Annotated in this window: 16 protein-coding genes and 3 pseudogenes; 5 read left to right on the forward strand and 14 right to left on the reverse strand. The window is 59.4% G+C overall.

Features of this window, described 5'->3' with window-relative positions; translation table 11 throughout:
• Nucleotides 1-75: 75 nt before the first annotated feature.
• Nucleotides 76-1,578, forward strand: coding sequence for an exopolyphosphatase (ppx, locus tag D3M70_RS23945; RefSeq protein WP_120128079.1), 1,503 nt, complete (start codon nucleotides 76-78; stop codon nucleotides 1,576-1,578).
• Here the strand turns inward: ppx and ppk1 are convergent.
• Complete coding sequence (ppk1, locus tag D3M70_RS23950; protein ID WP_120128080.1) at nucleotides 1,565-3,787, reverse strand: polyphosphate kinase 1; 2,223 nt, start codon at nucleotides 3,785-3,787, stop codon at nucleotides 1,565-1,567. The genes ppx and ppk1 overlap by 14 nt on opposite strands.
• Nucleotides 3,788-4,435: 648 nt before the next feature.
• Here ppk1 and D3M70_RS23955 point away from each other — a divergent pair.
• Complete coding sequence (locus D3M70_RS23955; protein WP_256659960.1) at nucleotides 4,436-5,053, forward strand: DedA family protein; 618 nt, start codon at nucleotides 4,436-4,438, stop codon at nucleotides 5,051-5,053.
• On the opposite strand, the pseudogene D3M70_RS23960 reads toward D3M70_RS23955, so the two are convergent.
• Nucleotides 5,031-6,269 (reverse strand): annotated as a pseudogene (locus D3M70_RS23960) (sterol desaturase family protein). The gene D3M70_RS23955 and the pseudogene D3M70_RS23960 overlap by 23 nt on opposite strands.
• Nucleotides 6,270-6,456: 187 nt before the next feature.
• Here D3M70_RS23960 and elbB point away from each other — a divergent pair.
• The gene (gene elbB / locus D3M70_RS23965; protein ID WP_120128081.1) at nucleotides 6,457-7,137 is read left to right on the forward strand and encodes an isoprenoid biosynthesis glyoxalase ElbB; all 681 of its coding nucleotides are present in this window, start codon (nucleotides 6,457-6,459) and stop codon (nucleotides 7,135-7,137) included.
• A 13-nt stretch (nucleotides 7,138-7,150) separates the two neighbouring features.
• Here the strand turns inward: elbB and D3M70_RS23970 are convergent, their stop codons facing one another.
• From D3M70_RS23970 to D3M70_RS23985, 4 genes are all read right to left on the reverse strand, one after another.
• Nucleotides 7,151-7,612 (reverse strand): YaiI/YqxD family protein, encoded by a 462-nt coding sequence (locus D3M70_RS23970; protein ID WP_120128082.1) that lies wholly within the window; start codon nucleotides 7,610-7,612, stop codon nucleotides 7,151-7,153.
• Between the two features lie 42 nt (nucleotides 7,613-7,654).
• Nucleotides 7,655-8,281 (reverse strand): LysE family transporter, encoded by a 627-nt coding sequence (locus D3M70_RS23975; RefSeq protein ID WP_120128083.1) that lies wholly within the window; start codon nucleotides 8,279-8,281, stop codon nucleotides 7,655-7,657.
• 110 nt (nucleotides 8,282-8,391) lie between these two features.
• Complete coding sequence (locus D3M70_RS23980) at nucleotides 8,392-8,994, reverse strand: mechanosensitive ion channel family protein (RefSeq protein WP_120128084.1); 603 nt, start codon at nucleotides 8,992-8,994, stop codon at nucleotides 8,392-8,394.
• Nucleotides 8,994-10,904 (reverse strand): ATP-binding cassette domain-containing protein, encoded by a 1,911-nt coding sequence (locus tag D3M70_RS23985; RefSeq protein WP_120128085.1) that lies wholly within the window; start codon nucleotides 10,902-10,904, stop codon nucleotides 8,994-8,996. The genes D3M70_RS23980 and D3M70_RS23985 overlap by 1 nt, the downstream gene beginning before the upstream one ends.
• A 46-nt stretch (nucleotides 10,905-10,950) precedes the next feature.
• On the opposite strand from D3M70_RS23985, the gene D3M70_RS23990 reads away from it, so the two are divergent.
• Nucleotides 10,951-11,418 carry a TIGR02444 family protein gene (locus D3M70_RS23990; RefSeq protein WP_120128086.1) on the forward strand — a complete coding sequence of 156 codons (468 nt, stop codon included), beginning with the start codon at nucleotides 10,951-10,953 and terminating at the stop codon, nucleotides 11,416-11,418.
• On the opposite strand, the gene D3M70_RS23995 is transcribed toward D3M70_RS23990, so the two are convergent.
• Complete coding sequence (locus D3M70_RS23995) at nucleotides 11,415-12,485, reverse strand: AlgP family protein (RefSeq protein ID WP_120128087.1); 1,071 nt, start codon at nucleotides 12,483-12,485, stop codon at nucleotides 11,415-11,417. The two genes, D3M70_RS23990 and D3M70_RS23995, sit on opposite strands and share 4 nt — an antisense overlap.
• A 181-nt stretch (nucleotides 12,486-12,666) precedes the next feature.
• Between D3M70_RS23995 and D3M70_RS24000 the strand changes: the two genes are divergently transcribed.
• Nucleotides 12,667-13,344, forward strand: a complete 678-nt coding sequence (locus D3M70_RS24000) for an FKBP-type peptidyl-prolyl cis-trans isomerase (protein ID WP_120128088.1) — start codon at nucleotides 12,667-12,669, stop codon at nucleotides 13,342-13,344.
• Nucleotides 13,345-13,426: 82 nt separating this feature from the next.
• On the opposite strand, the gene rsd is transcribed toward D3M70_RS24000, so the two are convergent.
• From rsd to hemC, 7 genes and pseudogenes are all read right to left on the reverse strand, one after another.
• On the reverse strand, nucleotides 13,427-13,885 hold the full coding sequence (gene rsd, locus D3M70_RS24005; protein WP_120128089.1) for a sigma D regulator: 459 nt from the start codon (nucleotides 13,883-13,885) through the stop codon (nucleotides 13,427-13,429).
• 183 nt (nucleotides 13,886-14,068) lie between these two features.
• A complete protein-coding gene (locus tag D3M70_RS24010) occupies nucleotides 14,069-14,596 on the reverse strand; it encodes a disulfide bond formation protein B (protein ID WP_120128090.1) in 528 nt (175 codons plus the stop codon).
• A gap of 248 nt (nucleotides 14,597-14,844) precedes the next feature.
• Nucleotides 14,845-16,092 carry a heme biosynthesis protein HemY gene (locus tag D3M70_RS24015; RefSeq protein WP_120128091.1) on the reverse strand — a complete coding sequence of 416 codons (1,248 nt, stop codon included), beginning with the start codon at nucleotides 16,090-16,092 and terminating at the stop codon, nucleotides 14,845-14,847.
• Nucleotides 16,089-17,219 (reverse strand): uroporphyrinogen-III C-methyltransferase, encoded by a 1,131-nt coding sequence (locus D3M70_RS24020; protein ID WP_120128092.1) that lies wholly within the window; start codon nucleotides 17,217-17,219, stop codon nucleotides 16,089-16,091. Before D3M70_RS24020 ends, D3M70_RS24015 begins: the two co-directional genes overlap by 4 nt.
• A 50-nt stretch (nucleotides 17,220-17,269) precedes the next feature.
• Nucleotides 17,270-18,043, reverse strand: a complete 774-nt coding sequence (locus D3M70_RS24025; RefSeq protein ID WP_120128093.1) for a uroporphyrinogen-III synthase — start codon at nucleotides 18,041-18,043, stop codon at nucleotides 17,270-17,272.
• Nucleotides 18,040-18,174: pseudogene (locus D3M70_RS33635) on the reverse strand (hydroxymethylbilane synthase); the annotation flags it as partial. The gene D3M70_RS24025 and the pseudogene D3M70_RS33635, both read right to left, overlap by 4 nt.
• A gap of 1 nt (nucleotide 18,175) precedes the next feature.
• Nucleotides 18,176-18,934: pseudogene (hemC, locus tag D3M70_RS24030) on the reverse strand (hydroxymethylbilane synthase); the annotation flags it as partial.
• Between the last annotated feature and the right edge of the window lie 91 nt (nucleotides 18,935-19,025).

Raw genomic sequence — 19,025 nt, forward strand, 5'->3', positions numbered from 1 at the left:
TTTTGACGTCTTCGCGTTTGGCGGCAGTGATGGATCGTGGCACGATGTCGGGGTTATCGACCGAGACCTTTGACCATGCCGCCATCCACAGCCAAAAACCTCTCGCTGATCGCCGCGATCGACCTGGGCTCCAACAGCTTTCACATGGTTGTTGCCAAAGCTAATCAAGGTGAAATCCGCATTCTTGAGCGTCTCGGCGAGAAGGTGCAGCTGGCCGCCGGCATCGACGACGAGCGCAAGCTCAGCGAAGAATCCATGCAGCGCGGGCTCGACTGCCTCAAGCGCTTCGCCCAACTGATCAACGGTATGCCGCCCGGCGCCGTGCGGATCGTCGGCACAAACGCCCTGCGCGAAGCTCGCAACCGCAACGAATTCATCCATCGCGCCGAAGAAATCCTGGGCCACCCGGTCGAGGTCATCTCCGGCCGTGAAGAAGCGCGTCTGATTTATCTCGGCGTCTCGCACACCCTGGCCGACACGCCAGGCAAACGTTTGGTCGCCGACATCGGCGGCGGCAGTACCGAGTTCATCATCGGGCAGCGTTTCGAACCGCTGCTGCGCGAGAGCCTGCAAATGGGCTGCGTCAGCTTCACGCAGCGCTATTTCAAAGACGGCAAGATTACCCCGGCGCGCTATGCCCAGGCCTATACAGCGGCGCGGCTGGAGATCATGAGCATCGAGCATGCCCTGCATCGCCTGAGCTGGGATGAAGCCATCGGTTCGTCTGGCACTATCCGCGCGATCGGCCTGGCCCTGAAAGCGGGCGGCCATGGCACCGGCGAGGTCAACGCCGAAGGCCTGGCGTGGCTCAAACGCAAGCTGATGAAACTGGGCGAAGTGGACAAGATCGACTTCGAAGGCCTCAAACCTGATCGCCGGGCCATTTTTCCGGCAGGTCTGGCGATTCTCGAAGCGATCTTCGACGCGCTGGAACTCAAGCGCATGGATCACTGCGAAGGCGCGCTGCGTGAAGGCGTGCTGTACGACCTGCTGGGTCGCCATCATCACGAAGACGTGCGTGAGCGCACTCTCAGCTCGCTGATGGACCGTTATCACGTCGACCTGGAACAGGCTGCGCGGGTCGAGCGCAAGGCACTCTCAGCACTGGAGCAGGTAGCAAAGGCGTGGGATCTGGAAGACGACCTGTATCGCGAACTGCTGAGCTGGGCTGCCAAGGTGCATGAGGTGGGTCTGGACATCGCCCACTATCACTACCACAAGCACGGCGCCTATCTGATCGAGCACTCCGACCTGGCCGGTTTCTCCCGCGAAGACCAACAGATGCTCGCGCTGCTGGTGCGTGGCCATCGTCGCAACATTCCCAAGGACAAGTTCGCCGAATTCGGCGATGAAGGGGTGAAGCTGATTCGTCTGTGCGTGCTGTTGCGCTTTGCGATCCTGTTCCACCACATTCGCGGCACCCAGGAGATGCCGCAACCTGTGTTGACCGCCGATGGGAACAACCTCGACATCCTGTTCCCGGATGGCTGGCTGGAAAACAACCAGCTGACTCAGGCCGACTTCGGCCTGGAGGCCGACTGGCTGACCCGAGTCGGGATCATCCTCAGCGTACGCTGAGGACCGGATTGCTCAGCTTCTCCAGCAGCGCCGCCTGCACATTGCGAGCGTTCTGGTTGCCGGTCGGCGTGCTGCGGATGTAGCGCCCGTCCGGCTGCAACAGCCAGCTATGGGTGTTGTCGGTCAGATACCCTTCCAGCTCCTTCTTCACCCGCAGAATCAACTTCTTGCCCTCGACCGGGAAGCAAGTTTCGACGCGCTTGTCGAGGTTGCGCTCCATCCAGTCGGCACTGGACAGGAACATCTGCTCGTCGCCGCCATTGAGGAAGTAGAAAACCCGTGTGTGCTCCAGGAAACGCCCGATGATCGACCGAACCTGAATGTTGTGCGACACGCCCGGTACGCCCGGACGCAGGCAGCACATGCCGCGGACCACCAGATCGATCTTCACCCCGGTCTGACTGGCCTTGTACAGCGCCCGGATGATCTTCGGATCGGTCAGTGAGTTGAACTTGGCGATGATGTGCGCCGGCTTGCCTTCGGCCGCGAACTGGGTTTCACGGGCGATCATGTCGAGCATGCCCTTTTTCAGGGTAAACGGCGCATGCAGCAGCTTTTTCATGCGCAGCGTCTTGCCCATGCCGATCAACTGACTGAACAGCTTGCCGACGTCCTCGCACAGCGCGTCATCGGAGGTCAGAAGGCTGTAGTCGGTGTACAGGCGCGCGTTGCCGGCATGGTAGTTACCGGTGCCCAAATGGGCGTAACGCACGATCTCGCCCGCTTCGCGACGCAGGATCAGCATCATCTTGGCGTGGGTCTTGAACCCGACGACGCCATAGATCACCACCGCACCCGCCGCTTGCAGACGGCTGGCCAGTTGCAGGTTGGACTCTTCGTCGAACCGCGCACGCAATTCGATGACAGCCGTCACTTCCTTGCCGTTGCGCGCGGCATCGACCAGCGCGTCGACGATTTCCGAGTTGGCACCGCTGCGATACAGCGTCTGGCGCACCGCCAGGACGTGCGGGTCTTTCGCGGCCTGGCGCAGCAGATCGACCACAGGAGTGAACGACTCGAACGGGTGCAGCAGCAGGATGTCCTGCTTGCTGATCACGTTGAAGATGTTTTCGCTGTTCTGCAGAAGCTTCGGGATGGCCGGAGTGAACGGCGCGTATTGCAGCTCTGGATGACTGTCCAGGCTGGTAATGCTGAACAGGCGGGTCAGGTTGACCGGACCGTTGACCTGATACAACTCGGTCTCACTCAGGTTGAATTGCTTGAGCAAATAGTCGGAGAGGTGTTTGGGGCAGGTATCCGCCACTTCCAGGCGCACAGCATCACCGTAGCGGCGGGAGAACAACTCGCCACGCAGTGCACGGGCAAGGTCTTCCACATCTTCTGAATCCAGCGCGAGGTCGGCGTTACGGGTCAGACGGAACTGATAGCAGCCCTTGACCTTCATGCCCTGGAACAGGTCATCGGCATGGGCGTGAATCATCGACGACAAGAACACATAGTTGTCGCCAGGGCCGCCGACGTCTTCCGGCACCTTGATGATACGTGGCAGCAGGCGCGGTGCAGGAATGATCGCCAGGCCTGAGTCACGACCGAAGGCGTCGATACCTTCCAGCTCCACAATGAAGTTCAGCGACTTGTTCACCAGCAGCGGGAACGGGTGGGTCGGGTCCAGACCAATCGGGGTGATGATCGGCGCGATCTCGTCGCGGAAGTAGCGACGCACCCAGGTTTTCAGCTTGGTGGTCCAGTTGCGACGGCGGATGAAGCGCACCTGATGTTTTTCGAGCTCCGGCAGCAGGATGTCGTTGAGGATGGCGTACTGGCGGTCGACATGACCATGTACCAGCTCACTGATGCGCGCCAGCGCCTGATGCGGTTGAAGCCCGTCTGCGCCTGCTTGTTCACGGGCGAAGGTGATCTGCTTCTTGAGGCCGGCGACACGAATTTCGAAGAACTCGTCCAGATTGCTGGAGAAGATCAGCAGGAACTTGAGCCGCTCGAGCAACGGATAGGATTCATCCAGCGCCTGTTCCAGCACGCGAATGTTGAACTGCAGTTGCGACAGTTCTCGATGGATGTAAAGGCTGCTGTCATCCAGGTTGGGAATCACGATGGCCGGCGCAACGGGGTGATGCGGCTCGAGGGCCGGCACCACTTCGATGGTCGGCTCGACCATGGCGGTGATTTCCTGGGTCAGGGCCTGAGGCTCAGCTTCAACTGCAGATTCGATAATTCCTTCGGTACTCATGAATAATCCTGTAAGGGTATTGCCCTTGTAACAGTTGGGCCGCGCGAACGGCGAATGAAGTCGGCATGCCGTGTGCGCCACAACAGTGGTGACGTCCAGCACCCTGAGACAGTCACGCCAGACACGTTGTTGTGTCGACGAACGCCCGGACTGTGGTGAGCGAATTTTCTGACAGACCCGAGACACGATGCTGTACGCGCTTTGACTCCCCACGCTACGCATTTCTCAGCGTCCTGCAAGTCCGAATCAATGCATCGCGTGATGGCAAGCGTGGTGGCACCCATCACGACAAGGGCAGGAGGCAAATCACGAAAAAACGAAGGGTGTGCCAACGGCGAGTCATCTCGGACCGTTCGACAGGGGGGATCGGAGCGGTCTGACCGTTGGAAAGACCGTGATCGAAAAGTGAGGGCAACGCGCACGGAATGCTCCCGAGCCCATGCAGACGGGCAAGCGTGACATTTATAAGCCTGCATTATGACGCTTGCGTGACAGTATCATTTTCGACAAATGACGCAGGACGCAAAGCCGCTTCCTAGACGACGAATCCCTTCGCCTTGTAGGAAACTTTAACGCCGAGACACATTTCCACACTTTCCTGAATGCCTTGGGCGAGTTAGGCTGCGCGTTCATTTCGCCAGCACCCAAATGATGCTCCAGCATTTTTTACAAGAATTTGGCTACTTCGCCCTTTTCCTCGGGACCTTTTTTGAAGGTGAGACCATCTTGGTGCTCGCTGGATTTCTTGCGTTTCGTGGGTACATGGACATCAATCTGGTCGTGGTCGTTGCCTTCTTCGGCAGCTACGCTGGCGACCAGCTCTGGTACTTCATGGGGCGTAAACACGGCCGCAAGCTTCTGGCACGCAAACCGCGCTGGCAAATGATGGGCGATCGCGCGCTGGAGCACATTCGCCGGCACCCGGACATCTGGGTGCTGAGCTTCCGTTTCGTCTATGGCCTGCGAACCGTGATGCCTGTGGCGATCGGGCTTTCCGGTTACCCACCAGGGCGGTACTTGCTGCTCAATGGCATCGGCGCAGCGGTGTGGGCGGCGGCGCTGGGCGCTGCTGCCTACAAATTCGGCGCGGTTCTGGAAGGCCTGCTGGGCAACGTCAAGAAGTACGAGCTGTGGGTGCTCGGCGCGTTGCTGGTAATTGGCGTTCTGTTGTGGATCCGGCGCAGGATCAAAAATGCACGCATTGCCCGGCAAGCGAAGCTCGCTTTACCGGTCAATGTCGAGGTCAAGGACCGGCCAGACGAGTGAAGTGCCCTCGAGCGCAATACACCGCAATTGTGCTCAGCAGGGTGTAGACCAGCAAGGCAGCCCACACCAGTGAGTTCGCCGGCCACAAACCGGCTATCGGGGCCAGCGCCACCAGCGGCAGATTCGCGGCCAGCCTCACGCCCTCAAGCCTCAACGCTGACGGCCTGTTCTCCAGTGCCATACCAAACACGAACAAGCCCGACGCGACCCAACCCCATCCCAGTATCAGCGCCGGCCACGGCAGAATCTCCCCGTTCGACAGCAAATAGCTGCCCAGCAAGGTGTAAAGCGAAAATTGCACGCCGACATACATCTGCTGCGTCAGGCTCAGTGGCACCTCGAATTTTCGGAACTGGCCAGGATCAGGCTTGTTGATCGGGTATCGCAGCGCCACGTCGGCAGGTCGCCAGCCAGTGGGCATGAACCAGATCCGCAGCTTGTCCCACCTTGAGTCGGCGTGCCGCGCATCCGCAGCAAGTTGTGCGTAGAACTGAAGATTGGCCCACAGCGGATTCCAGCTTCTCAAGGGCGTTGTTACGCCGAAGATCGGCGGCTCGCTGTCCAGCTCTTCCTGAAAGGTGCCAAACAGCCGGTCCCAAACAATGAACACCCCGCCGTAATTGCGATCCATGTAGACAAGGTTCTGCGCATGGTGCGCTCGGTGATTGGACGGCGTGACGAAGAACCACTCGAACCAGCCAAGCTTGGGAATGTGTCGGGTATGCACCCAGAACTGATAAAGCAGATTGAGCGATGCCACCGCGACGAATACCGCCAATGGCACGCCGATCAGCGCCAGCGGCAGGTAGAAGATCCAGCTCAGAAGAAAACCGGTACTGGTCTGACGCAATGCCGTGGAGAGGTTGTAGTCCTCGCTCTGGTGATGCACCGAATGCGCTGCCCAGAGGATGTTGCGCTCATGCCCCATGCGATGCAGCCAGTAGTAGCAGAAGTCGTAAAAGATAAAAGCGAACAGCCAGACCCATGCGCTCTCGGCAGAGAGCCGCCACAGTGCGAGATGCTCCAGTGCGAAGGCGTAGGTGACCAGCCCGACGCCTTTGGTCTACAAGCCGGTAGTGGTGGACAACACGCCGGTGCTGAGGCTGTTTATCGCGTCCGCGACTCTGTAGTTGCTGACCTTGCGCCAATGATCGGCGAGCAACTCGACTGCGATCAACACAAAGAAAAACGGGACTGCGTACAGAATGAAATTCATCGATGCCACCCAGCGACGAAACTTCGAAGATTAGGCGAGGCCATGGCGAAACCCTATGGCAACGAATGACAAATTAGTAGACATTTGACGACATCGTTGGCGCAACGCGCGACGCGCGGGACGCCATGGAAAACGACAGAATCGGCGTACCCCGCATACGGGATCGCCCAAGAAAGGGAGCACACGCATGAGCAAAAAAGTGGCCGTCATTCTTTCCGGTTGCGGCGTTCAGGACGGAGCGGAAATTCATGAGAGCGTGCTCACCCTGCTGCGCCTGGATCAGCGTGGTGCGCAGGTCAAATGCTTTGCGCCGAACATCGCGCAACATCACGTCATCAATCACCTGACCGGCGAAGAAATGCCGGAGACCCGCAACGTGCTGGTCGAATCGGCGCGCATTGCACGCGGCGCCATCGAGGACATCCGCGAAGCGGACATTACCGAGTTCGACGCACTGATAATTCCCGGTGGATTCGGGGCCGCGAAGAACCTGTCGAACTTCGCCGTCGAAGGCTCCGGCTGCAAGGTTCAGGCAGAGGTGCTGGCCATGGCCGAGGCCTTCGCCGAAGCAGGAAAACCCATCGGACTGATCTGCGTATCACCGGCGCTGGCGGCGAAGATCTACGGCCCGGGCGTGACCTGCACTATCGGCAACGATCCAGACACAGCAGCGAAAATCACCAAAATGGGCGGCAAGCACGAAGAGTGCGAAGTGAGCGATATCGTCGAAGACAAAAACCGCAAACTGGTTTGCACGCCTGCTTACATGGTCGCCAAATCCATCGGCGAAGCGGCTTCGGGTATCAACAAGCTGGTGGATCGAGTCCTGGAGCTGGTGCAGGAGCGTGAGGAGCAGGCTTCAGCCTGACGCCCCAGGCTGATCAGACCGGATATTCGCGCGCCAAACGCGTCAGAATCCGGTCCAGGGAATTGGCGAAGGCCTGCTTCTCGCGATCACCATAAGCGCCCTGCCCGCCACCGGCCTGCCCTTGTTCGCGCAGGTCGGTGAACAGGTTACGCACCGCCAGACGCTCGCCCATGTTATGCGCATCGAACTCCTTGCCTCGCGGATCCAGCGCCGCCACGCCTTTCTTCACCAGTCGATCAGCCAGCGGCACGTCGCTGCAGATAACCAGCTCCCCCGGCACGGCGTGCTCGACCAGATAATCATCGGCAGCATCCGGACCACTGGGCACCACGACCAGTTTCACCAGCGCGAACCCTGGCTTGATCAGGCTCACACCGGCGACCATCACCACCTCGAACTGGCGCTTCAGGGCGAACTTGACCACCTGATCCTTGGCTGCCTTGGGGCAAGCGTCGGCATCGATCCATACGCGCATCACATGAACTCCGCAGTTCGGACTGAGCTGTTCACCGGACCGTCAGGCACGATGCAACGTCGCCAGAAAAGCTGCCGCGCTGACAAACAGCCCGGCAAATGTCCGGTTCATTCGACGCTGCTGTTTGGGGGTTTTGAGCAATCGCAGCACTTTTGACGCCAGGCCCGTGTACCCGGCCATGACGATCAGATCGACACTCACCATGGTCACGGCGATGGTCAGGTACTGAGGCAGCAGCGGCAGGTGGGTATCGATGAACTGAGGGAGGATCGCCAGCATGAAGACCAGCGCCTTGGGGTTACTGATGTTGACCAGAAAGCCCCGCGCAATCAACGCCAACGGCTTGCCGACAGGACGGATCGTTGAGTCGTCGGACATATCGCTCGGCAGCGCACGCCACTGCTTGATGCCCAGATAGACCAGATACGCCACACCAAACCATTTGATCAGCGTGAACGCCAGTGCCGAGGTCGCGAGTACGGCGCCCAACCCTGCGGCGATGATCGCAATCTGGACGATGAGGGCCAGCTGGAGGCCGAACGCATTCCAGTAACCGCGCCAGAACCCGTATTGCAGACCGCTGGACATCGATGCGATGGCGCCAGCGCCCGGGGAAAGGCTGATGACCCAGCAGGCGGCAAAGAAGGCCAGCCATGTTTCAAGCGACATTACACACCTCAGGCGAGAGCGAAAACTCGCCCTAACCTAGTGTTTCTGCGGCGCAAAGACCAATTATTTCTAACTGTTGCGGCGAGTTCGGAGATAGCTGTGCAGGTCGCTCAGCGTTGGGCGTGTTCGGCTCCGCGCTTCTCGCCGGAAATGATCGGCGTGCCGTCGTTACCTCGCCAGCGCCGGATCGACTTCTGGAAGAACTGGCTGTTCGGCACCTGCACAAGTGTGCCGCCCAACTCGGCAGGCTCTACCAGCGTTGTGAACATCAAGTTGATGGCAGTGACGCGACCCTTGATCCCGGGCTTATCCGTGGTATCCACCAATTCGACCATGTCGCCAATTCGAAACGGGCCCATGGTGAAGATGAAGACCGCACAGAGCAGGTTCGACAGCACGCTCCACATTGCGAAGAACGCAACCGCAGCGACGGCGACGAACCCCGACAATGCCGCCCACAACACGGACGCCGACACCCCGAGACGGCCCAACACCGCTACGAATGCGGTGCCCATGATCAACCAGCGCAAACCGCCACGCAGCATCACCAGCAATTCGGGCGGCAGCAACGGGTAACGTTCGGCCAAACGAGTCAGAAAACGCGCAACCACACGCTGCAAGGTATAGCCGACCAACAGGATCAACAGAATCTGTAGCCCCACCAGAATCGGTTCGATCCAGTACGCCGGGACGGGCAACGCCATCGATTCCATCAGGACAACGCTTCCAGTTCGGCCTGCATCGACTCCAGCAGCTCCAGCGCCTCCATCCACGCTTCTTCGAGTTCGGATTCGCGGGCCTTCAGCTTCGCCTGATCGGCGAGCAAATCACGCAGCTTGTCCTTGTTCGACGCCTCGTAAATCGCGCTGTCGCCCAAAGCGGCTTCGATCTTCGCCAGTTTTTCGTGCACGGTGCCCAGCTCTTTTTCAAGCTTCTCGGCTTCACGCTTGTGCGGTGCCAACTGCTGACGCAGCGCTGCTGCCTGCTGACGCTGGGCCTTTTTGTCGGTCTTGTCGGCACTGACCGGCGTATTGCTCACCGGCGCATTGCGCAGTCTGTAATCCACCAGCCAGCGGGCGTAGTCATCCAGATCGCCGTCGAATTCCTGCACCGCGCCATCGGCCACCAACAGAAAGTTGTCAGTGGTGCTCTTGAGCAGATGACGATCGTGGGAAACCACCAACACCGCGCCGCTGAACTCCTGCAACGCCATGGTCAGTGCCAGACGCATTTCCAGATCCAGGTGGTTGGTCGGTTCGTCAAGCAGCAGCAGGTTCGGTTTTTCCCAGGCAATCAGCGCCAGCGCCAGACGCGCTTTCTCGCCGCCGGAGAAATTCAGCACAGGCTCATCGAGTCGCCCGCCACGGAAGTCGAAACCGCCGAGAAAATCGCGCAGCGTCTGCTCGCGCTCAGTCGGCGCGATGCGCTGCAAATGCAGTAGCGGACTGGCCTTGGCGTCGAGGGAATCGAGTTGATGCTGGGCGAAGTAGCCAACCACGGTGTTTTCACCGCGCACCAGACGCCCGCTCAACGGCTCAAGTTCACCGGCCAGGTTTTTGATCAGTGTGGATTTACCGGCGCCGTTCGGGCCCAGCAGACCGATTCGTGCGCCTGGGGTCAGTTGCAGTTTGACCTTCTGCAGAATCGCCTTGTCGCCATAACCCAGACGGGCATCGGACAGATCCAGCAACGGGCTGGAGATTTTGGCGGACTCGCGGAAAGTGAAATCGAACGGCGAATCGACGTGCGCTGCCGACAGCTCTTCCATACGTTCCAAGGCCTTGATCCGGCTCTGAGCCTGCTTGGCCTTGGTTGCCTGAGCCTTGAAGCGCGTGATGAATTTCTCCATGTGCGCGCGCTGCGCCTGTTGCTTCTCGTAGGCTTGCTGCTGCTGGGCGAGACGTTCGGCACGGGCGCGCTCGAAGGCGCTGTAGCCACCGCGATAGAGCGTTATCTTCTTCTGTTCGACGTGTGCGACATGATCGACGACAGCGTCGAGAAAGTCCCTGTCGTGGGAGATCAGCAGCAGTGTGCCCTGATAGCTTTTCAGATGGTCTTCGAGCCAGAGGATCGCATCGAGGTCCAGGTGGTTGGTAGGCTCGTCGAGCAGCAGCAGGTCCGATGGACACATCAGGGCCTGAGCCAGGTTCAGACGCATCCGCCATCCACCGGAGAAATCAGCGACCTGACGCTCCATCTGCTCATTGGTGAAGCCCAGGCCGGCCAGCAACTTGCGAGCACGCGCATCGGCGGTATAGCCGTCGGCGCTGTCGAGCTCAGAATGCAGACGCGCTTGAGCCGCACCGTCATGCGCGGCTTCGGCCGCTGCAAGATCGCGCTGCACCTGCCGTAAACGCAGGTCACCATCAAGGACGTAATCCACCGCCAGGCGTTCGAGGGTATCGACCTCCTGACGCATGTGGGCAATACGCCAATCGGCTGGCAGCGAGCAATCGCCGTTGTCGGGGGTCAGTTCACCCCGAAGCAAGGCGAACAGGCTGGATTTACCGGCGCCATTAGCGCCGATCAAGCCGGCTTTCTGGCCGGCGTGCAGGGTCAGCTCGGCGTCTTCTAGCAGACGTTGCGGACCACGCTGTAAGGTGAGGCTTTGAAGTCTGATCATAATGGCGGCGGAGTCTACCAGCTTCGCCCAAAACAGGTAGATGACGATGCCTTCTGACCTATGGAGTTTTACCCTCGATTTCTATGCCCGACCAGGCGTCGAGCAAGCGTGTCTGACGCTGCAAGCCCATGGCGGCAATGTCTGCGCGCTGCTGTGCGGGGTCTGGCTGGACCAGTCTGACATTCCGTTCAATCCGCAACGGGCTGACGAAATCAGACAATTGGCGACTCCCTGGCACGATCAGGTGGTCGGTCCGCTGCGCGATTTACGCACGCAGTGGAAATCCGCTGCGTCAACCGATGCGGAACTGGGCGCGTTGCGTGAACGTTTGAAAGTGCTGGAACTGGATGCCGAGCGTGAGCTGCTCGTGAGGTTGCAAAGATTGACTCAGGCCTGGCATGAGCGAGGTGCACAGAACAATGGCGCCTGGCTCGGAGCGCTCGCGGGAGGCGCTGCGAATGAAGCTCCCGACGCGCTGCAAGTGTTGCGGCGCGTCGGGGCGGAACTCGCTTAAGAAGCGCTGTTCGAGCTCGAACCTGTCGCCGGGGTGGCTGCAGGAGTAGCAGATGACACCGGGGTAACTGGCGCGGCTGTCGAAGTCGACGCGGTTGGCGCAGGGGTCGCAGGCTTGGCAGCTGTGGAAGCGGCCGGGGTTGCCGGCTTGGCGGCAGGCTTCGCGGCGGGCTTGGCGGCCGCAGGTTTGGCTGCGGGTTTTGCGGCAGCAGGTTTTGCAGCAGCTTTAGCGGCGGGCTTGGCAGCGGCGGGTTTTGCAGCAACTTTGGCGGCAGCAGGTTTAGCAGCAGTACTGGCTGCAGGCTTGGCGGCCGCTTTTGCAGGCGCTTTTGCGGCGGGTTTAGCGGCGGCAGTTGCTGGCTTGGCAGCCGCCGTTTTTGCAGGAGCCTTGGTAGCGGCCGGTGCTTTTGCTGCAGGTTTTGCGGCAGGTTTGGCAGCGGCTTTAGCGGCTGGTTTGACCGCTACGGGAGCCTTCGCTGCAGCAGGTTTGGCAGCTGCAGTTCTGGCGGCTGGTTTAGCGGCAGGCTTGGTGGCAGCTTTTACTGGAGCCTTGGCAGGTGCTTTCGCGGCAGGCTTGGCAGCAGCAACTTTGGCCGGTGCTTTTGCTGGTGCCTTGGCGGCAGTTTTCGCAGCGGGTTTGGCGACAGCCTTGACGGGAGCTTTGGCAGCACGATCGCTCAGTGCTTTACCAACAGCTTCTTTCACACGACCAATGCCTTGCGCCAACTTCAGGCTTTCCTGAGCATCACGCTTGAGGTTAAGGATGTAAGAGCGAGTTTCAGTCTGGCGATCTTTCAACGCATCGAGCAGTGCTTCGAGTTCACTGACGCTGTCCTTGGCCTTGGCTTGCGCCTTGGCTTTCCCGGCAGTGGCTGCGTCTTGCAGTTTGGTGCGCGATTTGTGCAGCTTTTCTTGGGCTTTGCCGCGTTGTTTTTCCAGCTTGGCGAGCAGTTTTTCTGCATCGGCCAACGCTTGGGAGCAGGCATCTTCAAGATGTTCGAGCAAGCTGCTCGAAAGTTGTTGGAGCAAATGCAACGGAGTGTTTACTGGCTTCTTGGTGGCCGACATGATTTACCTCCTGGCTGATTTGAATGCGGCTCATACTAGACCTCTGCCCGCACCGCCGCTAGGCCATCTTGACACTACAAACCCAGCTCTGTTGCACGCTCTCCAAAATCCCTTCACATCGGCATCACATTAACGACCCGGCGCTGGCATAATCGCTCACTTCCCAGGCCGGAGAGCATTCATGTCGCGCTACCTGTTTATGTCGTTGTTCCTCTTGGTACCCCTTGCTCACGCCACCGATGCTGCCCCCTCCGATAATGCCCACGATCTGGCGTACAGCCTGGGCGCAAGTCTGGGTGAACGCCTGCGTCAGGAAGCACCGGATCTGCAGCTGCCGGCATTGATCGAAGGCCTGCAACAGGCGTATCAGAACAAGCCGCTGGCAATAAAGCAGGAGCGCATGGAGCAGATTCTCAGCGACCACGATGCTGCGCTCGCTCAAGCGGAGAACTCCGGTCAGTCCGAACCGCAGACCGAAGCCGCCTTGAAGGAAGAACGCCGTTTCATGGACACCGAGAAAGCCAAGCCGGGTGTACACCCATTGGCCGATGGCATCCTCATGACCGAGCTGACGCCAGGCACAGGTCCCAAACCGGACATCAACGGTCGCGTTCAAGTGAAATACGTCGGGCGCCTGCCTGACGGCACCATCTTCGATCAGAGCCAGCAACCTCAATGGTTTCGTCTGGACAGCGTGATCGCTGGCTGGACCACCGCACTGGTCGACATGCCCGTTGGGGCGAAATGGCGTCTGGTCATTCCGTCGGCACAGGCTTATGGCGCAGAAGGTGCGGGAGACTTGATCGACCCTTACACGCCACTGGTGTTCGAGATCGAGCTGATCGCGGTGTCGCAGTAATATCGGGCGACTTCATCGCAGGCCTGGAGCAGGCAACAAAAAAGGGTGCTCGAAGGCACCCTTTTTGACACACGAAAATCGATCAGGCCTGAACCGCGTTGTGTTCCTTGTGCGCGGTGTGCAGCACTTCGATCAGGCAATCTTCCAGTTCGAAACGCTCATGGAGCAAACCACCCAGCTCCTTGAATTTCTCGGCCACGCATTTACCTTCGTCACAGAGGTCGTTGAACGCCAGCAGCTTTTCAGTGATGACATCGATGCGAGGATAGATCGTATCGGCAAGTTCGAGACCGCGCTGATCGTTGAACGCCTTCGCTTCGCCAGTGAGCTGCTCGTAGATTTCGAAGTGCCCCGCCGACACGTAGTCGACTAAAGTCCCGCAGAATTCCTGTAACTGTTTGCGTGTCTCGGACAACGCGTCCGGCTCTGCGCCAAGGTCATCGTAAGCCTTGATCAGCTCGTTGCGTTCCAGCAACCAACGGTCGATCAGCTTGTGAACTCCACCCCAGCGTTCCTGAGCATTCTGACAACTTTCCAGCATGATGTTCTCTCTTCCCTTCAGGGGCATGCTGCCTGTAATCGCTTGGCGACCCGGTCCGATGCTTATGAAAACCGGGTCTGAAAAACGTCGACAGCAGCATTATTCCGATGATGCGTGCGGCCCAGATTATGCCCGCACGACCAGGCCTTCAAGGTACGCAGGAGATAAAGTTCATACAAGTGTTTAATCCGGCGCGCCGATATCCAGTGATCCGAATCCACGAAACTCGATGAAAAGGTAGTACAGCGCGAAAAGGCTCGTCCCGGAGAAAGCCAGCAGACTCCATTCAGGAAGACTGATTCCGAAAAGTGACCAGGTGATTTCAGAGCACCCTGCGCCTCCGGCCAGGATCAGACTCAGGACCTTCAGGTAAGGCTGCGTGTCGAGCAGGTAACGCAGATTCTCGAGACAGGAAGCCATGTTTTCAGGAGGCGATGCCTGAAGCCAGACATGCCGTCCCGCTGTGGCTGCACCTACCAGTGACAGCAACAACATGACAAATGAGTAGAGGCGCCAACCACGCTTTTGCGGAGCATGAAAGGCCGCAACGAGACTGACGAAACTGAGCGCCGCGAAAAGCGCACGCTGTACATAGCACAGCGGACATGGGGCGGATCCCGCCACACGCTCCAGATAAAATGCAGCTCCCACGATCAGTGCACAGGCTAAAGACGCCAGAAAGAACAGGGAGCGCGTACGGGCCAGGTGCATGGAAAATCCGTAACAAAAGACTAAGGCGGCTACGGTAGAGGAAAGCGAGACCCGCTTTCAAGGCAATCAGAGGAGGATATTTCTTTGTTTCTGTAGGGATTTAACGACTAAAAACATCAGAATTTATACCCGCTTTCCCATCAGCGATTCAAAACAATGACTTTGTCACAGAAACGCCCTACAGCAGCTTCCGGTTCCGCAGCAAAAAGGCCCGTATACGGGCCTTCTGCAGGGCAACCCAACGAGCATCAAGCGCGGGTTAACGACGGCAGCGGGCGGGCCAGCAAACGCTCGTCCAGCAGACCCAACCCCTCTTGAAAGAGCTGATTGCTACGATCGGTTTCTCCCAGTTGCGCCAGCAGACGCGCCAGCTCGGCACAGGCCTCAGGGTTACGCTGCAACTTCAGGCTAGCCTCCAGATAATCACGCGCCTTGCCCCATAAGCTGCTTTGCAGACACAGCCGCCCCAGCGTCAGCAACAGACCTGGATCGTCAGGATGATTCTTCAGCCAGCTTTCGGCAGTGTGCAATTGTTTGCCGGGGTCGCTGCCGCGCACCAGTCCATACAGTCGGGCCAGGTGAGTGCTGTAGTCGCGCTTCATGGCGTTGCGCAGCACTTCTTCAGCCTGAACGTCGGCACCATGACGACGCAGTTGTTCGGCATAGGCCAGAATCAACGCGGGCTCCTGACGCTGTGCGGAAGTGAGTTGCTGCCACGCTTTCTCCAGCGCGGGCAGACCCGAAACGCCCGCCTCATCCTCGACATCCCGGTATGCGGCCAACGAAAGATTTTCGCCCCAGGCGCGTTTTTCCAGGTCTGCGAGCTCCTGGGAAGGGAGCACTTTGTCCTTGCGCAGTTCCGGCATCAGGCGAATCAGCTCGGACCACTCGCCGCGCTGGCGGTACAAGCGCTGCAACTGACGCAAAACTTGAGGGTTATGCGGGTGACGTTCCTGCATCGCTTGCAGAGTTGCCAGCGCGCCGTCGCTATCGCCACGGTCCAGTTGCAGTTGCGCATGGTTCAGGGCAATGGCGAGTTCAGCATGAGGTTGACGCTCAAGCGCTCGTTCCAGAAGATTGTCGCTGTCCTCGTACCGACCCTGCTCGTTGGCTGCACGTGCGGCGCCCAAGTAATACAGCAGCGGTTGACCCTCGGCCTCGGCTGCCCGATGCAGATGCCGCTGAGCACTGGCCCAGCGGCCTTCGGCAAGATCCAACTGGCCTTGCTCGATCGCGACCTGCACACGACGGCTACGGTTGCGGCGCGACCATGGATTGACTACACCACCCGATGTCGTCAGCAAGCTGACCAACCCGCGTATCAGCCAGACGAGCAGTACACCGAAGACCAGCAACGCCAGCGCCGCCCACAGGCTGGACTCGTAACGGAAACTGTCATACGCGATCAGGACGTAACCGGCGTGGCGCGAAATGGCGAGACCCACCAGTGCCGCAACCACAATCACAGAGAAGACAATGACATAAGCACGCTTCATGGCTTGGCACCTTCATCCGGCTTTTCCAGCGCGCCACCTACGGGTTTGTGGCGCTGTTCCAGATAAGCCTGCACCGCGCCGAGGCTCTGGGTCAGGTCCGGAGTGATCACCGAAACGGGTTTCTTCGCCAGTTCGTCCAGACGCTCGCCCAGCATTTTGCTTTGCGGATTGTCCTGATTGAAATTGGCGTCCAGCACACTACGCGCTTCGGTGACGGCCTTGGCGTACACATCGGCCTCGCCATTGAGCGCCGCCCATTGCGCCTGCTCAAGTGCCAGGCTGAGCGCCAGGCGAACTTGCGTCAGGCTTTGTCCGGCCAGCAGCGGACGAATGTTTTTGTCAGCGTGGAAGTCGATGCGAATGTACTGGGAAATCTTGTCCCACCACTGGGCCCAATAGCTGTCTTCACTGCCATCGGTGAGGCCAAGCAGCGATTCGCCCTTGTCCTTGTACTCAGGCGCCAGGGCATTGAGTTGCGATGCCTGATCGCGCAATGCGGCCAGTTGCAGGAAAAGGCCGGTGCGATCCGGTTGATCGACGGTTTGCAGCGCCGCCAGGCTCTTGGCCAACTGCTCGCGAGCGCCGAATGCACCCGGATCGTCCTGCTCGCGAAGGATTTCGTCCGCCCCCTGAACCAGCGCCTTGGCGCTGTTAATGTCTTGCAGCGCCGACAGGCGCAGACTGGCAAGACGCAGCAAATGTTCGGCCTCGGCCAGTCGCCAATCCTTGCGGCTGGCGCCCAGAACGGTTTCCAGACGCTGACTCAGCCGTTGCTGATCACCCTGCAATTGAGTGACCAGACGACGGCGGTCCTCAAGCTCCTGGGCGGGAGGCAGCTGAGCCAGACGCGCCGAGATCTGCTGCTCGCTCTCTTTTAGGATCCGGGTTTGCGAGACGATGTCCTGCAACTGACTGGACTGCGCCTGGCTTCCAGACTGAATGGCCCGCAACTGCCATACACTCCAGCCGCCGACTGCCACACCCGCAGCACCCAGCAATAACGCCAGAATGACCAGCCCATTGCTGCCACGACGATTCGAGGGTTCTTTTTGCGCTGGATCCGGCAACGGCTCAGATTTGGCCAGAACCGGTTCAACGTCATCTTTTGGCAAGACTGTTTCGCTCACGTATCCATCCTTTGCATTGGGGCGCAATCGCGTAATCCGATTGTCGATCATTACGCCTGAGAGGCAGGTTCGGGTTGTTCCCGCAACGCTGCCAGCAAAGCCGAAGCGCTGGCGCCACGGCAGTCCACTACGGTCAGAGCCCCGGCCTCTCGCGCCAGTTCAGCGACCCGGGGGCTCGGTACGAATAAAGGCAATTGCGCAAGATCCGGCCAGGCATCGCCCGCCAACTCGCGCAGATGTTGAAAACCCTGTCCACTGCTGACCACCAGCCCGTTCAAGCGTTCAGCCTTAACCCGCTGTGGCAGGGCAAAAGCCGGGTAATACGGCAGGTGACGACGGTACAGCGGCAGATAATCGACAGCAACACCTCGTTCTCGCAAGCGCTCGGCCAACAGCTCGCGACCGTCTTCGCCGCGCATGATCAGCACCTTTGGGTCATAGCCGCAGATTGCTTCTTGAAGTTGCGGCAGTTCGAGCAGCGCTTCGCTGTCGTCACCTTGCTCAGGGAAGAACACACGAAGGCCATAGTCATCCAGAATCTGCGCGGTGGCGGCCCCTACCGTGAACCATGGCTGCATCGGTGGCTGCGGCCAGACTTCGTCGACCATTTCCAGCCCCAGGCGCGCGGCGGGTTTGCTGACCACGATCACCGCGCTGTAGGCCGCAAGGTTGTAGATGATCGAACGGTTCTCGTCTGAAACCGGCAACGGGCGGATTTCCAGCAGAGGCAGGCTGGCGCTGTATATGCCTTCCTGTTCCAGCAGATGAGCAAGTGACTGCGATTCTTCAGCCGGTCGCGTCAGCAGCAAGCGCCAGCCTTTCACTCCTCGTCCGCCTCGCCGTAGACAGCCTTGAGAATTTTCGCCGCCCCCTGTTCCAGCAAGGCTTCAGCCACCTGCACGCCCAAGGCCTGAGCATCGGCCTGCGGTGCACGAGCTTCGGCGCGCAGCAGAAGNTTCGAGTACCGCGTAGCAGGCGATTGGCACTTGGCAGCCGCCGTTGAGATGCTTGTTCAGTGCTCGCTCGGCGGTGACACGCACGGCGGTGTCGGCATGGTGAAGGGGGGTCAGCAGCGCATGCAACTGAGTGTCGGCACTGCGACACTCGATACCCACTGCACCCTGGCCACCCGCGGGCAGACTGTGCTCGATACTGATCGCCGATGTGATGCGATCTTCGAAGCCCAAACGAATCAGTCCGGCTGCGGCAAGAATGATGGCGTCGTATTCGCCGGCATCCAGCTTGGCCAGGCGCGTGTTCACGTTGCCACGCAGGAAGTGGATTTTCAGATCGGGCCGACGCGCCAGCAGTTGAGCCTGACGGCGCAGACTGGAGGTGCCGACGATGCTGCCGGCAGGCAATTCGTCGAGGCTGGCGAAGGTATTGGAAACGAACGCGTCGCGCGGATCTTCCCGTTCGCAGATGCAGAACAGTCCCAGCCCCTGAGGGAAATCCATCGGCACGTCTTTCATCGAGTGAACGGCGATGTCCGCTTCGTTTTCCAGCAGTGCGGTTTCCAGCTCCTTGACGAAAAGACCCTTGCCACCGATTTTCGACAGGGGCGAGTCCAGCAGCTTGTCGCCACGGCTGACCATCGGAACGAGGGTCACGATCAGGCCAGGATGGGCTTCTTGCAGGCGGGCCTTGACGTACTCGGCCTGCCAGAGGGCCAGTGCGCTTTTGCGGGTGGCGATGCGGATTTCGCGAGGGGACATGAATCAATCCGTACTGAGTGAATGCGGCGGATAATAACAGTTCGGCCCAATCGGGCCGAATGACTGTAATCAATCTGCTTGCATCATGGTC

The sequence above is a fragment of the Pseudomonas sp. LS-2 genome (genome assembly GCF_003605735.1).
Taxonomy (GTDB): domain Bacteria; phylum Pseudomonadota; class Gammaproteobacteria; order Pseudomonadales; family Pseudomonadaceae; genus Aquipseudomonas.

Bases quoted from the DNA above. Each gene is read 5' to 3' on its own strand.
- D3M70_RS24000 (WP_120128088.1), top strand. From the start codon at position 12,667: ATGTCGCGCTACCTGTTTATGTCGTTGTTCCTCTTGGTACCCCTTGCT.
- D3M70_RS23980 (WP_120128084.1), bottom strand. From the start codon at position 8,994: ATGGAATCGATGGCGTTGCCCGTCCCGGCGTACTGGATCGAACCGATT.
- ppk1 (WP_120128080.1), bottom strand. From the start codon at position 3,787: ATGAGTACCGAAGGAATTATCGAATCTGCAGTTGAAGCTGAGCCTCAG.
- D3M70_RS23995 (WP_120128087.1), bottom strand. From the start codon at position 12,485: ATGTCGGCCACCAAGAAGCCAGTAAACACTCCGTTGCATTTGCTCCAA.
- D3M70_RS23970 (WP_120128082.1), bottom strand. From the start codon at position 7,612: ATGCGCGTATGGATCGATGCCGACGCTTGCCCCAAGGCAGCCAAGGAT.
- ppx (WP_120128079.1), top strand. From the start codon at position 76: ATGCCGCCATCCACAGCCAAAAACCTCTCGCTGATCGCCGCGATCGAC.
- D3M70_RS23975 (WP_120128083.1), bottom strand. From the start codon at position 8,281: ATGTCGCTTGAAACATGGCTGGCCTTCTTTGCCGCCTGCTGGGTCATC.
- D3M70_RS23985 (WP_120128085.1), bottom strand. From the start codon at position 10,904: ATGATCAGACTTCAAAGCCTCACCTTACAGCGTGGTCCGCAACGTCTG.
- D3M70_RS24015 (WP_120128091.1), bottom strand. From the start codon at position 16,092: ATGAAGCGTGCTTATGTCATTGTCTTCTCTGTGATTGTGGTTGCGGCA.
- D3M70_RS23955 (WP_256659960.1), top strand. From the start codon at position 4,436: ATGATGCTCCAGCATTTTTTACAAGAATTTGGCTACTTCGCCCTTTTC.
- D3M70_RS24010 (WP_120128090.1), bottom strand. From the start codon at position 14,596: ATGCACCTGGCCCGTACGCGCTCCCTGTTCTTTCTGGCGTCTTTAGCC.
- elbB (WP_120128081.1), top strand. From the start codon at position 6,457: ATGAGCAAAAAAGTGGCCGTCATTCTTTCCGGTTGCGGCGTTCAGGAC.
- D3M70_RS23990 (WP_120128086.1), top strand. From the start codon at position 10,951: ATGCCTTCTGACCTATGGAGTTTTACCCTCGATTTCTATGCCCGACCA.
- rsd (WP_120128089.1), bottom strand. From the start codon at position 13,885: ATGCTGGAAAGTTGTCAGAATGCTCAGGAACGCTGGGGTGGAGTTCAC.